Source organism: Paenibacillus rhizoryzae (assembly GCF_059686995.1).
Window position 1 is genome coordinate 266856 of sequence record NZ_JCAALT010000006.1, and the last position, 15010, is coordinate 281865.

Annotated in this window: 9 protein-coding genes; all 9 read right to left on the minus strand. The window is 52.1% G+C overall.

What is annotated here, in order from left to right; all coding sequences use genetic code 11:
* Positions 1 to 377: 377 nt before the first annotated feature.
* The 9 genes from AC6ESO_RS19310 to AC6ESO_RS19350 all read right to left on the minus strand — a co-directional run bounded on the left by AC6ESO_RS19310 (position 378) and on the right by AC6ESO_RS19350 (position 14917).
* Positions 378 to 1169: a carbohydrate ABC transporter permease gene (locus AC6ESO_RS19310; RefSeq protein WP_497092777.1), complete on the minus strand. Its 792-nt coding sequence runs from the start codon at positions 1167 to 1169 to the stop codon at positions 378 to 380.
* Between the two features lie 15 nt (positions 1170 to 1184).
* Positions 1185 to 2063 carry a carbohydrate ABC transporter permease gene (locus tag AC6ESO_RS19315; RefSeq protein WP_497092778.1) on the minus strand — a complete coding sequence of 293 codons (879 nt, stop codon included), beginning with the start codon at positions 2061 to 2063 and terminating at the stop codon, positions 1185 to 1187.
* 88 nt (positions 2064 to 2151) lie between these two features.
* Complete coding sequence (locus tag AC6ESO_RS19320) at positions 2152 to 3546, minus strand: ABC transporter substrate-binding protein (RefSeq protein ID WP_497092779.1); 1395 nt, start codon at positions 3544 to 3546, stop codon at positions 2152 to 2154.
* 149 nt (positions 3547 to 3695) lie between these two features.
* Positions 3696 to 5282, minus strand: a complete 1587-nt coding sequence (locus tag AC6ESO_RS19325; RefSeq protein ID WP_497092780.1) for a response regulator transcription factor — start codon at positions 5280 to 5282, stop codon at positions 3696 to 3698.
* Positions 5279 to 7069 carry a sensor histidine kinase gene (locus tag AC6ESO_RS19330; RefSeq protein WP_497092781.1) on the minus strand — a complete coding sequence of 597 codons (1791 nt, stop codon included), beginning with the start codon at positions 7067 to 7069 and terminating at the stop codon, positions 5279 to 5281. The genes AC6ESO_RS19325 and AC6ESO_RS19330 overlap by 4 nt, the downstream gene beginning before the upstream one ends.
* 33 nt (positions 7070 to 7102) lie before the next feature.
* Positions 7103 to 9964, minus strand: a complete 2862-nt coding sequence (locus AC6ESO_RS19335; protein ID WP_497092782.1) for a GH32 C-terminal domain-containing protein — start codon at positions 9962 to 9964, stop codon at positions 7103 to 7105.
* Entirely contained in the window at positions 9961 to 11367 is a 1407-nt protein-coding gene (locus tag AC6ESO_RS19340; protein ID WP_497092783.1) for a glycoside hydrolase family 32 protein, read from the minus strand. Before AC6ESO_RS19340 ends, AC6ESO_RS19335 begins: the two co-directional genes overlap by 4 nt.
* An 11-nt stretch (positions 11368 to 11378) precedes the next feature.
* On the minus strand, positions 11379 to 13142 hold the full coding sequence (locus AC6ESO_RS19345) for a glycoside hydrolase family 2 protein (RefSeq protein WP_497092784.1): 1764 nt from the start codon (positions 13140 to 13142) through the stop codon (positions 11379 to 11381).
* Positions 13139 to 14917 (minus strand): glycoside hydrolase family 2 protein, encoded by a 1779-nt coding sequence (locus AC6ESO_RS19350; RefSeq protein ID WP_497092785.1) that lies wholly within the window; start codon positions 14915 to 14917, stop codon positions 13139 to 13141. Before AC6ESO_RS19350 ends, AC6ESO_RS19345 begins: the two co-directional genes overlap by 4 nt.
* Positions 14918 to 15010 lie beyond the last annotated feature (93 nt).

Here is a 15010-nt window from a genome sequence, read left to right on the forward strand (position 1 = left end):
GGCGACCCGCCTCCTTCTTTGATTACTTACCACCAAATTTGGATGGTGAGTAGTAACCAGAGCTACACATGGGTGGAATGGTAAAATAGCGAAAGAGTTAGAGCAAATTTGAGGATGAGAGGCACCCAGAGCTTTACATGGGTGGAATGAGGGCGAATTGGGAGGATGAGTTGCTCTCAGAGCGATATACTTTAGCATGGCGAGGTCCATTTTGGAGAATGTGTAGCCCTGAGAGCTACTCTATGATTGGGTAAAGGTAAATTTCGTGTGTGAGTTGCTCCCAGAGCTACACTTAGACAGAGTGAGGCAAATCTCGGAATATATAAAAGAGCCGCAAGAAGAATGTCTTCTTGCGGCTCCTTCAATTCTCTAGCAACCTACTTGACGCTGCCGGCGGTAAGCCCCTTCTCGAGGAAGCGCTGGCAGAAGAAATAAACGAGGAAAATCGGAATACTGATCGCCATCAGTGCTGCGGATATTTTGCCATAGTTCGAACCTGCGAATACGACGAATTTCTGCGGCAGCAGCGTCACCGTCATCGAAGCCGGATCCTGCAGGAAAATCAATGGCAGCAAATAGTCGTTCCATGAACCAAGGAACGTGTAGATCGTAACGGTCGCTATCGCCGGCATGCCCAAAGGCAAATAAACGCGCCGGAATATCGTGTGCTTACTGGCTCCGTCAATCGTCGCCGCTTCGTTGATTTCCTTCGGAATTCCATCAAAGAAGGAGCGAATGAGCATTAAGCCGAAGGGGATTCCCCCTGCGACATGAGGTCCGACGAGGCTAAGCGGGTTATCGACCAGCCCAAGCTTCTTGATCGTCAGAAACCAAGGAATAATAAATCCCGCGCCAGGAATCATCATCCCGACGATCAGGATCAGGAAAAGCGGAATTTGCAGCGGGAAGCGCAAACGCGAGAACGCATAAGCAGCAAGCGTCACGCATGTAATTGTAAGCGCTATGTCCATTGCTGCCACAACGATGCTGTTCCAGAAATAACGATACACGCCTGCATCCAGAAACACCGCCGAATAGTTGTTGACGAAGCCGCCCTCGAACGACTTCAACACCATCCGAACGAGCGGGTAGAGCCAGAGAATACCCATAATGACAATGACAAATTGTACAACCGTTCGGCCTAATAGATCTTTTCTATCGAATATCATCGTAGAGCTCCCCTCTTAAACATCCCATCTCTTCTGAATTTGGCTTTGAACCCAAGTCAGTATAAGGGCTATGATCATGATCAGGTTCGAGATCGCCGCGCTGTAGCCGCCCTTATATTCGAGAACGTAGCTGCGGTACAGGTAAGACGACACCACTTCGCTGGAGCGAGCCGGTCCGCCTCCGGTAATCAGCCAGACGAGATCGAACGTCTTGAGCGAGCCGATAATGCCCAGGATGAGCAGCAAGGAATGAGTGCTCTTCAACATCGGAAAGATCATACGCGTGAACAATTGCATAAAGCCGGCTCCGTCAATTTTCGCCGATTCGATGACTTCCTGATTGAATTGGGTAATCGCCGTGAAATAGATAATCATACTGAAGCCCATATAAGTGAAAATGTTCGTGATCATAACGGCGTACAAAGCTAATTTAGGATCGCCGGTCCAATCCCGAACAAGGTTGTCCAATCCAATGGCTCTAAACGCTTGGTTAACCGCGCCAGTGTTGTAGCTGTATAGTTCGGTGAAGATGAGCGCCACAACGACAAGGCTCATAATGTTTGGCAGGAAGAATAGTGATTTAAATAGCCGTTTACCGAAGAATAACGAATCATTAACAACAGCGACAAACAAACCGATAACCGCTTGCACAATTACCGTGATGACCATGTATGTGAGTGTATTGGTCACCGCTTTCATAAATTTCGGATCTTTCATCAGCGTGACATAGTTGTCGAAGCCGATGAACGTCATATTCTTCGATATGCCGTTCCATTTAAAGAAGCTGTGATAGATGTTGAAATAGGCGCCGTAATAAATAAATACGCCGATGAACAGTACGGCCGGGATCAAATACAGGTACGCGTCATAATCGTATTTTCTCTTAGAAATCATGGTAACCTCCTCCTACCTCCTGCTGCCCACGCTTGACTTATTTATGAAAAAAGAGGAGGCACCCTCCCCTTTTTCCATTATGCTCGTATTAGCGTTGTACGGTTTTAGATATCGCTTCCAAGTCTTCAGCAGCTTTCTCCGGTGTTTTACCGCCAAGCGCTACCGCTTGCAGGGCATCGAAGAGGCCATTCTGAAGTTCAGGATATTTCAATTCACGTGCTCCGCTTATGTGATTGGACATGAAATCGGAAACGGTTTTCAATGACTCTTTCTCCGTATCGCCCGCCATCTCGGCTGTTACTTCTACGCCCTTCTGCGAAGGAAGCACTTGCAGCGTGTTTGTCCACAGCTTCTGGCCTTCTCCTGCAGACATAAACTTAATGAACTTCCACACCGCATCTTTGTGTTTGGATTCCGCGTTCATACCCCAAGCGATGTCGACTGTAGCTACCATGTTCTGTTCGCCGCCCGAAAGTGGAGGGAACGGGAACATACCCCAGTGTGTATCTTCCGTAATAACGCCGTCTTTCACCATTTGGTCATGAGCAACCTTCGTCAAACCGCTCAAATGCCAAGTACCGATGGAGAACATGCCGAGCTTACCTTTGGAGAAATTATCGTTAACGTTTGGATATGGGGACTGCCCCATGGATCCCTCGGAGAATACGCCATTCTTGAACAGGTCGCCCCACACTTTGAACGCCTCTACGATGCCCGGATCGGTCCAAGCAAGCTTGCCTTCTTGCGCTTCGTAAACTTTGCCCGGCGCAATTTCATTCACGATTCCCATGAAAACGTCACGGTCCGTCCAACCGTCTTTAGCGCCGATGCCGACCCCGGCAATGTTACCCGGCTCTTTATCTTTCAACACCTTGATGACATTGTTCAGCTCGTCCAGCGTCTTCGGAACTTGCAGGCCATACTTCTGGAACATCGTAGCGTTATACATGATGACCGGTGTTGCCGTCATACCGCCCGGCAATACGCGATAATCGTCGCCGGAGTAAGCCGCTTGCTCCAGCGCGACATCCAGGAAATTACTCTTCCAATCGGCGCCCCACTCCTGCTCGGCGTAAGGTGCCAGCGGTTCAAGAAACTCTTTATACTGATTGGCGTTGGCACCGACTTGCATGGCGATGACGTCCGGACCTTCGCCGCCTGCAAGGCCGGCGGACAGCTTCTGGAAATAAGCGCCCGATTCGCCGACATGCGTAACTTCCAAGTCGATGTCCGGGTTTTCTTTCTCGAATGCCGCTTCCAGTTCAGGCATCTGGCCTTCTGTCGGAATCCATTTCCAAAACGTGATTTTCGTTTTTTCTGTCGGCTCGCTCGAAGTGTTTGCGCTGTTTGCATTGTTCGTGCTGGCAGCACTTTCGTTTGTGTTCGAAGCAGCGCCTTCATTGTTGTTGCTGCCACAGCCGGCAAGCATAGCGCCGACCATTGTCATCGAGAGCAGCGTAGCGGTAACCTTTGTCTTTTTCATCTGTGTACCTCCCCGATTATGAGTGCAATTTGAAGTTTTGAAAACCCTTACAAATTGATTGTATCACCCATATCACAGCTGCAAATTTCAATATTTTTGAATCAAACTCCAATATCTTTGAAAGGGCTTACCGCGGTCCGCCAGGCTCCTTATCCGCTCTGTTCTGCGGACCTCTTCTCGTAATCAAGCGGGGTCGTTCCCGTAATATCTTTGAACACTTTGAAGAAATAATTGTACGTATTGAACCCCACCTGCTCGTAGATCGCCTTGACCGATACCCCTTCTTCAAGCAGCTGCTGCGCGCGGAAAATCCGCTTGCGGTTCAAGAATTCCACGAACGACATGCCCGTTTCCTTCTTAAACAGATGACTCAGATAGGAGGTATTGATGCCGACATGTTCCGCTGTAAGCTGCAGAGAGATGTTGTCCCGGAACCGCGAATCGATGAAGCGCACGGCCTTGCCCACGTAGCCGCTGTAGGCGGACTGCTCCTGGTTGCGCAGCGTCTCGACAAGCTCGCTATACATGCAGATGATTTTGTCCTTCAGTCCCAAAGGTCCGGCGGCATCCCGCAAGCCTGTCTGCATCGACGCGGTCAGCCGCTCAAGCGTCTGAGCAGCTACGCCATGCTTCTGTCCCACTTTGGCCGCAAGCTGCACCATCTCGACGAGCGTTAGCCGAACGGATTCATGGGATGCGCCTTGTTCTGCAAGCTCCGAGAAGATCCGATCGATCAATGTGACCAGATCGAACTCGTCCTTCTGATCGAATGCTCCAAGAAGCAGCTTCTCCATCTTGATGCTGAGACCGGCTGCAGGCGATTGATGCTCCTGGCCCAATTCGGTATCGTTCATCGATTGCAGCTTGTCTAGAGCCTGCCGGTAACCATCCTGCACTTCCATTAACCGAAGCCCGCACCGGCTGAATTCGATCTTCATCTGAACGTTCATGAACTTGGAGAACATGCCTCCGAGCTTCTCTTTCTCCTCTTGAAGCAGCGAAGCGATCTGCGATTCGCTGCGTATGCGCTCGAAGCTGAACAGCAAGGCGAACTGATCCTCGCCAATGTGGGTAACGATGCCTTCCGTCTGGCTTTGGCATAGTTCAAGCACTGAACGGATGAACATATTGCGATCCTTATCCTGCTGCCGCCAATCCATCATGTGGTAATGGACGATCGACATGGCGCCAACGACCAAGTTTCGGGTACCGAAGCCTGCCTCGTTCAAGTGGACATTGGCCTCCATTTGCTTCGTGCCGTTCACGTGTCCCAGCGCCAAATCTTTTACGATAGCTTGCTTGGTTTGCAGGTCAATCGTTCCGTTAGACTTCAGGCTCTCGCCGATCATTCTCTGTTCTTGCAGCCTTTCAGCCTTCGCCTTCTCCAGCACGCTCAGCAAGGAGGCTTCGTCCAGTCTGTGCTTAAGCAGGTAATCGACGGCTCCGTTGTTCAACGTCATACGCACATAATCGTAGCTGTCGTAACTGCTGAGCATAATGATCGGAATGCCAAGCTTCTGTTCTACTAAATAGTTGGATAGGGCGACTCCATCCATTAAGGGCATCGCAACGTCCGAAAGAATCACATCCGGTTCCAGCTCGCCAATCATCCGGATCGCGGCCTCCCCGTTCGTAGCTTCTCCGCATAGCTGGTAACCGTGTCCTTCCCAAACCGCAAGCGATCGGATATGCGTACGAGCAATCAATTCGTCTTCGACCAGCAGCACCTGAATCATGAGGCATCCTCCCTATTGTTCAGCAGTATGGGTAACGTCATTTCCACCGTCGTGAAGAGTCCTTGCTGGCTATACAGCTTCAAGCTGTATTCGTTTCCGAAGAGCAGACGGATCCGTTGGGCTACATTAATGACACCTAAACCGGAGAATCGGTTCTTCGAAGCATCGCCGGCGCCTTGATCGGGCGGAAGCAGCGGCTCCTGCAGCAAACTGCCCAGACGAGCCAGTTTATCCTCAGGTATGCCTGCTCCATTATCCGTTACAACGATAATGAGCCGATTCTCCGCAGCTTGTATCTTAATACTGACGATCCCTTTGCGCTTGGTAGGCTCTACCCCATGAATGAGTGCATTTTCTAAAAGCGGCTGGATAAGCATCCTTGGAATAAGGCAATGCTTCGCTTCCTCTTCGACCTCGTAATGTACGTTAACCGGTTGGACCAACCGGTAGCTTTGAATGTTCACATACCTTTGCAAATTTGTGATTTCATCCTGCAGGGTCGTAAACTCGCTGTCGTTCTTCGTAATGTCTCGCAGCAGCTCGATCAAAGAAGTGGTAACCTCTTTGATATTCGGAACCTGCTGCAGCTGCGCCAAGAATTGGATGGTGTTGAGCGTGTTGTACAGAAAATGCGGGTCGATCTGCGCCTGCAGCGCTTTAATCTCGGCTTTGCGCTTCTGCTGCTCCCGCCGTTTGACTTCCTCCAGCAAGCTGTGGATTTGACCCATCTGCTGGCTGAAAGCTTGGCTCAAATGGCCGACTTCATCCTTGGACTGCAGCGGGGTTACGTAGTTGAGGTTCCCCTCGTCGATTTTGAACATCCGATCGCGCAGACGCCGTAGATTATTCGTAATACGCCGCGAAATGATGATGGACACGAGCAGCACGGCTACAAGTGTCAGCCCGATGACCCCGAACATCCGGTTGCGCAGCGTGACCGTATCGTGAATAAGGGAATCCACTGAAACGGCGCCGATCGTGGTCCATCCGGAGAAGGCGGATTTTTGTTTGACGTACAATTGCCCATCCTTCTCTAAAACATCCTGGAAATCGGGAGGTTTGTCTCCGGCGCGCGATTCGAACATCGTTTGATTGTGATTGTCCATGACAATAAACCTTGTCGTGGATAGGGGTCCGTTATCGTATACTTTGCGAATGATATCGTATGGGGCATACAAGAGTACGACGCCGATTGTCTTGTCATTGGATTTGATCGCCCGGCCGATCACCAGCATAGGCTTTAGCGTCATGCCGCTCGGCGTATAGTCGTCGCGATCGATTCTTAGAAAGACAGGTTTCCCATTGGCCTTCACGATTTCCTGAAACCAAGGCTTGTCTTTATACGAAATATAACGAAACGGACTTCCCGAATTATACTGTTCTCCATTGAATCCGATAATGGTAACGGCTGAAATATAAGGTTTGTACGAGTACAAGCTGCCGACGAAGTCCTCCAGTTTTTTCTGCAGCAGGAAATCGATATAAGGGGTCAGCCCTTTCTTTCGATTAAGCACTTCCACCACATTCGTGCGATCGATCGACACAAGCGTAATGATGCTGACGAAATCTTTGAGGACGATCTCTAAGTTGTTGTGCGACTGGACAATGTTGCTTCGAGCGTCCTGAATCGCGTTGCGTTTGATCGTCTCAGCCGTACTTGCGTACCAGATCCAGGTGACGCCGGATAAGGTGAGCATGGATAGCACTAAGAACGAGACGAAGATTTGGGCTTGAATCGTACGGCGAACGGAAAATAGCAATAGTAATTGGTTCATGATAGTCTTCATCCGATTCCGTCCTCCTTAACGAATGACCTGTAATTATGAAGTCGCCCAGAATTCAAGATAATGTTTGCCCGTGATGTCCGCGGGGATTTGCTTTATGGCTTGTCCGTCGCAATGCATCGCGAATGTCGTGCCCCAGCCATGCACGACGATATCAAACACGGCCTTCCGATAGCGAAGATTCTCCAGCCTCAGATCGCGCAGCATCTCAGGCACGGCCGGCGCGAAAGTGACGCCTTGTTCGTCGTATTCCATACCCAGGACGCCAAGGAGGAAATAAGAGATAAAGCCGGCTGCATGCCAGAGCTGACCCGGCCAGCGCCATGCCTTGCCAGTCTGATAATCGATTACTTCATAGAAGGTTTTGTTCATCACGCTATTTCGCACCTGCTGCGCGATGAAAGTCGTAAGCAGATCCAATCGGCCTTCACGTCCTGCCGCAGCCGCCATCCCGCTTGTCCAGACTACCCAAGCCGCATTGCAGAAATGGTTCGTTTCCGGGCGATACGGGAATACGTTAACGCCAAATTCATTCATCGCCACTTCAGGCAGTCGACTCAGCATAGAGCGCCTTTGCTCCTCGCTGGCTACTCCGTATCTTGGCCACATGGCGATTTCTTGTCCGGCGGACTCCCAATATCCATGCTCGTAGCTCTCGCTGCCGATCGGACCGCTCGTATAGAAGCCCGCTTCCTCGTGCCAATAGTGGCTTTGAATTTTGCGAAGAAGAAGCTCTCCTCTCTCAGCCCATGCGCTGACTTGGCTCTCGGACTCCCCCATGTAGGTTCCCATGCGAGACATCGCGCGGAAGGCCTCCATGAAATAAATCTCCGTCGCAAGGCTGAATCCGTCGCATTCCGGCTCAGGAAAAGCATCATTGGAGGTCGATTGATCAGCCGGAATTAAGCCCCGATCCGGGTCGAACAATCCATCGAGCTTAGCAATCCGCTCTTTGAGCCCCTGCCAGGATTCTTTGATTAACGTTAGATCGCCCGTTGCCAGATAATAATCCCAGATGCCAACAATCGGCATCGCCATGCCGTCAACGCCGTTGTCTAAGCCGCCCTTCGTCGTAAAGAGCAGCGATTTTCTGGCACCTTCCGGATCCAGAATGCTTCCCGAACGAATGGCGATATGCGCGGTATCGCGCACCCACACGCCAAAACCTTCGCCCGGTCCTTGAAACTGCCCGGCAGTCCACATGCCTTCCTCGCCCTTTCGGGCAAACTCGGCGGAGCCGCATCGGTAGAAAATATCGGCCGCCAGACGATAAGCCGCATCGATTGTGGCATGGCCGGTGAAGATGACCGGAAGCCTTGAAATCTCCGGTTTCGGACGCCAAACGTTGCCGCGATCAATGACGCGGTTCATATCGTTCGCCCAGTTCTTGCGCCAGACGAACTCCTCGATTGCGCGGGTAGGCGATACGATCGTATTGCGGTCAGGCACGTAGGCCGGCGGCTCTCCATAGACGGAGTCCTCTACCCGATTGCTATACACCGTGTAGCTATTCGATTGATAGACTACCGTGTTGTCCTTAACCGCTTCATGAATCAACCGGCTTTCTTCCGGACTTGGCCAAATGCCCCGAAGCCCGTACACCGCCACCGCATGCACCTTCGCGCTCCCGTTAAGACAAGACAACCGAATAGTCCGCTCCGTGTAGTCCGGTTCTGCGGCAACAGTCATCGCGACCGCGCCATCGCACGCGAATAGCTCCAAGGAAGCTCGATCGAGCAGCAAGCGCAGCTTCATCCGTCCTTCCACCTGCGTCAGAGGTGCAACGATGCCCTGACATTCCATTGTTTTCATACCAGTATCTAATAAAATCCGAATCCCGTACAGCCCAATCTCCAGCTTGGAATCCGCCGCCGTTTCGATCTCCAGCACAACATCCAGCGAATCGGCGGTTATATCGTCGGGCTTGTTTTCAGGCGGTAAAATGCGAACATCCGGCCAATTCGCCGGAGCCATTCGGAAATGGAGGCTTTCTTCAAAGCTTGATCCCTCTTTATCCAATGCGATATCGGACCATGTTCTCTGCCAGATCCTTAGGTTTTGCAATTCTTCGACGGGCTGAGATTGAATGGTTACCCCTTGCTCCGTCTGCTGCAGTTTCAACTCGGTAGGAATAAGCATCTGTTGACTAAACGGCATCTCCGGATAACGCAATCCCCGGCTAAAACAAACTATGATACAGCGGCCATCCTCTGCCTTGTAAATCAGCCCATCGGAATGGTTCCCGTGCCGCAACATAGCAGGCTCACTCTCCGCTACGAAACGCTGCTCCTCCAAGGAGCCAATCGAATACGTATGGTCCTCATGAAGATAAAGCCATTTCGTTTGCGCCGCTTCGCCATTCACCGGCAATTCCACCAAGCATGGCGACAGCGTTTGGCTGCCCTTATTCTCCATTTGCAGCGTATCATAGTCCGCCTCTGCCTCGTGCCAATGGATGAGATCCTTGCTTACCGCATGACCCGAAAGCCCGGTTTCGCTATCGTCATATAATCGATGTTCATAATGGACATGCCACTGGCCCTGTTCCCGGTAGAAGTCGAGCGGTTGGCCGATCCAGCCCTTCTTCGCTGTAAAATGGAATTGGGGACGCATCTTCTCCCCATATACGTGCAGTTCTTCCGCCGCTTGCTCGCTTTGAAAAACGAAGTGCTCCGCGCGGAGCACTTCGTTTCCCAATTTAGCTTCCAAGACACAACCTCTATAATCATTGGCATCTAATGTAAACCACGATTGAACGTCATGCGAAGCCAGCTTCAATTGGAATCGTTTGACTTCGACTCCATCCTGAATCAATGTGAGGACGCTCAGTGGAGCGTCGTTATGAACCGGGATATTTAAATAACGCTGCGTAACTTTGACTGCGTTCTTTGTCGTCATTTCAGTTCCGCCGCCTTCATCTCCCAAATCTCCACCTGGCAGACGGCCGAAGCACCGCTCGAACGAAGCTCAATACCGCTGCTTTCCGCCAAAGAAGGGTAGACCCTTGCCGTCAGGCAAGTTTCATCATCCGCGAATACTTCGACGATCGATTGATCCGCGAAGATGCGCAGTCTCAGCGTCTCAGCACCGGCTGCAGGGGGCAGCATGGCTTCAACAGGCTTCTTATTCACGTTCGGGAACAAGCTCGATTGCAAGCGGTCGATAACAACCGTATTCGCTGCCAAGTCGAGGCGCACATCCGTACGTTCGCGGCCGCATGGCGAAGCAAACAAGGAAACGGTTAGTTGCCCGTCTTCCAATGTCCGTCTATCTACATCTACCACGCATTCGAAAGACGTCGAACGAACACCCGCATGGATTGGCTCTTGCCCGATGCTCAGCTTCGCGAAGCTCCGACGACATTCATCTCTTAGCTGCTCCAGCTCAGGAACCGGAGCCATGGCAAGCGCGCCGTTTGGCTTCAGGTCGACAACGCGCGGCAGTGCCAGCGTCCCAGCCCAATCTAGACTCTCCGGGAAGTGGTCTCCTCTTCCTTCCGGAGCCCAGCCCAGCAGAATGCGGCGGCCCTTCTCATCCACGAAACCGGTCGAAGCGTAATACCCTTCCCAGCCACCGCCATCCACCGTGCCATGCTTCATCACATCCGTCAGCCTATCCTCGCGGATCGTTCCGGAGACGTAGCGAACCGGACCGCTCGGGGAATAGAATAGGACAGTCTTACCGTCGTCGAAACGGAACAAATGCGGACATTCCCAGATCCATTCTTCGCCCTTATAGAAAATTCCGTTGTAGCTCCAATTCTCCAAATCGTCGGAGCGGTAGATTATGCCGCAGCCTTTCTCACCTTCAATGCCGCCGAGCAGCATGCGCCATCCGTCCTGCTCTTTCCAGACGTAAGGATCTCTCCATTCCGTAATGCGCGTTTCCCCATGTAATTCGGAGGTCAGCGCTGGATTGGCATCACCGGGCTTACGCCATGTGAGCAAATCTTGCGCCCCGGCCCCGGCCGTCCACTGCTGCGCCCCGCTTGTCGCATTCCGTTCGCCTTCGCCGATGCTCGTATAGAACAATTTCACCTCGTCGCCGTTGACGACCGAGCAGCCCGAGTAGCAATGCGATTCGCCAAGCTCATTGGACGGAGCAAGCGCGACCGGCAAATCCGTCCAGTTCACCAAGTCGGTGCTCTTGGCGTGTCCCCAGTGAATCGTACCCCATTCCGGGGCTGAAGGGTTGTGCTGATAGAACAAATGGTATTCCCCGCCTAATTGAAAAGGCCCGTTCGGATCGTTCATCCAGTTGTGCGGCGGCGTAAAATGATATCTCGGTCTATATCGGTCCATGATCATCGCTCCTAAGCCAAATTGATTTCACGTAATTTATCGAGCGGCACCTTCGACTCCCGATTCTCGGTCAACAGCCCGTTCACTTCCTGCTGCACGTCCGTAATCTGGGTGTAGCAGTACCCAACTATATAATCGGTAGCCTTAATGGCCTCGTGTATTCCGCGGAAACGGTCCAAATAAGCGTCCTTCGATTCCACTTGGTTGCCGTAGCCCCAGCCTTTATCCGAGCGTAAAGCGATACCGCCAAACTCGCTGACGATAATCGGCTGCCCGGTATACGAGAAGCCATTGGCGAACGCGTACTTCCATTGATTGAACGATTTTTCGTTATGAACGATTTCATCCTTGCTCGCGTAACGCTGCAGAAATTGCTCCTTCGTCTCCACGTAGTCGTGCAAGGTCAAAATATCCGATACGGTATGCTCCCAGCCGTCGTTCGCAATGACCGGGCGGTTCGGATCGAACGCCTTGGTCAGATGGTATACCGCTTCCGTCAGCTTCTGCTGCCGCCTGTCGTGCAAGATGTTCATGACACCCCACGACTCGTTAAACGGTACCCAGGTAATAATGCTTGGATGGTTATATTGCTGCCGAACGACCTCCATCCACTCTGTCGTAAACTTCTGGATGGCGTTGTCGTTGAATTCGAATGTCGCCGCCATTTCTGACCATACGAGCACCCCTTTGACATCGCACCAGTATAGAAAGCGTGCATCCTCAACCTTCATATGCTTGCGGACGCCGTTATAGCCCATCTCGAGCAGCTTGTCGATGTCCTCGATGAGCGCCGCTTCCGACGGAGGCGTTAGATGACTGTCCGGCCAATAGCCCTGGTCGAGTACGAGCCGCTGATAGATCGGCACGTTATTGAGCAGCACTTTGCCTTTCTCGATCGAGATTTTACGCATGCCGAAGTACGAGTACACCCGATCGATCACTTCGTCACCTTGATAGAGCACGAACTCCACATCGTACAAATTCGGATGCTCCGGCGCCCAGTGGCAATGCTTCCAAGGACCGTTCATTTCGTGGACGAGATCAACGTCGAGCTGCAGCCACGGCCGGTCGATTGTTAGGCTCGCTTGCTTGACCTGACGGCCCTTTAGCATGACGAGCGTCTCGATGCGATACCCGCCGCCTGCGCGCGCTCCGCCTTTGACCTGATATTCGAAGCGGACGGAACGGGCATCGATATCCGGCGTTATTTTGACATAGTCGACGTGAACGGGAGAGACGAATTCCAGCCACACGGACTGCCAAATGCCGGTCGTCTGCACATAGAAACACTCGAAGTTCTCGGACACCCATCTTTGCTTGCCCCGCGGCTGCGTCGCGTCCATGCTGTCCTCTGCTTTCACGGTCAGCTCATTTGCACCGCCGAGCTTTACATACGGCGTTATGTCGAACGAGAACGCCGTATACCCTCCGTCGTGGCGACCGACGTACTCGCCGTTGATCCATACTTTCGCTGTATAATCCACGGCCTGAAAATGAAGCAAAATACGCTTGCCTTCCTCAGAGGCAGGCACATCGAACGAACGGTTGTACCAGACATTCGAATGGTGGGCTTCTTCGCCGATACCGCTCGCTTTCGTCTCGTAGGAGAACGGAACGATAATCGTTCGGTCACCGCCGAAGCTGCGCGGCCAACCTTCCGCCTCGCCGCGATCTCCGTCGTCGAAGCCGAAGCGCCATTCCCCGTTCAAATCAGCCCATTGCTCGCGCACGAATTGAGGTCTGGGGTATCCCGGTATGTACATTTTCGTCGTCATATCGTTTCTCCCGGGCTCAATCCGCACACAATCCGACGAATCGCTTCAAGTGGAACTTTCGGAACGCGATCATAGGTGAGCAAACCGTTAATTTCCTGCTCTACATCCGTTAATTGCGTGTAACAAACGCCTTGTACGATCGGGGACAGCAGCAGCGGACGAAACACGGCATTGAGTCGTTTGAGGAAATCCTCGTCGTCGCTTGCCCCTGAATATCCCCAGCCTTCCCAGTCGCTTTTCCGGAACGAGATGCCACCGAACTCCGTTACAAGTATGGGTTGACCCTTATATGATGCATCGCCTACGAAGATTCTGCGATTGGCCGGCATAGCTTCGATTGCACGATTCACCGATGCATATCTCTCGGCCAGCACTTCTTCCCGCCACTCGTAATCATGGATGGCCACGAGATCGGTCTCGAGCATCTCCCATCCGTCATTTCCAATAACCGGCCTCGTCTCATCCAGCGATTTGACCAAATGGTACATCGCCAGCGCATGCTGCTGCTGCTTGCTATCGATTTGAATGTTCGGCACGCCCCAGCTCTCGTTAATCGGAACCCAAGCCACGATACAAGGATGGTTGTAATCGCGATCTACAATCTCATGCCACTCGCGAGTAAATCGACCGGCATACGTCTCCGAGTATTGATAAGCGTTCGCGCATTCTCCCCATACGAGCAAGCCATTGCGGTCGCAATGATAGAGGAACAGCGGATCTTCCGTCTTCTGATGCTTGCGCACGCCATTGAACCCCATTGCTTTGGCCAGTTCGATGTCCTTCACAATCGCCTCTTCCGACGGAGGGGTCAGAATACCATCCGGGAAGTAGCCTTGATCGAGCACCAAACGCATGAAGTACGGACGATTGTTCAAATTGAACTTGCCGTTCTCGATAGACACTTTGCGCATGCCGAAGTAGCTGTCGCATTCATCCACGACATTGCCATCTACGCTTAGGCGACAATGAATATCGTATAGGTTCGGTTTCTCAGGCGACCACCAGCGTCCCAATCCATGATCGTTAAAATCGTGAAGGCGAATCGTTCTCGACTCTTCTCTTCCATTCACCTTGAATCTTTCTTCCGCTACTACCTTGCCGCCGAAGCTAATAGCCGCTTCCAGCCAAACATCCTGCCGGGCAGCCGCTTCCGATACAAATGCACGAATCTCGATTTCGTTCCGATCGATATCCGGTTTGAACTTCAATTTATCGGTATGTATAGCATGAACGGGCTCCAGCCACACGCTTTGCCAAATCCCGGTCGTACGCGTATAGAAAATGCTGGCCGATTGCTCTTCCCAATACTGCTTGCCCCTTGGCTGCGTCAAATCCAAGCTGTCGTCTTCCGCTCTTACCGTGATGACATTGCCGCCATCCTTCAGTAGATCGGTAATATCCTGACGGAATGGCGTATGGCCGCCTTCATGGATGACAGCCAGCTGTCCGTTCACCCACACCTTCGCCTTATAGTCGACCGCGCCGAAATGAAGGATAATCCGCTGTCCGTTCCACTCGCTCGGAACATGGATCATTTTCCGGTACCAGACAACATCGTGAAAGGATGCATCGCCGATCCCGCTAAGCGCGCTTTGATAAGCGAACGGCACTTGAATTTTGAGATAAAATGGCGCTGCATTCCCATACCATTTGTCACTTTCGCCCTTTCTCTCGTCGTCGAAAGCAAAGTCCCATTCGCCGTTCAAGCTGAGCCATTGCTCGCGCTTTTGATTCGGCCGCGGATATTCAGGTCTAACGTTATTCCCTTTAATCATGTTGTAAATTACCTCCCAGTAGTTTTGTTCGTGTATGGCCCGTCCTTCTGCAAGCCGGAGCTCGGGCCAAGACCGTCGTTTATAACCGGCCAT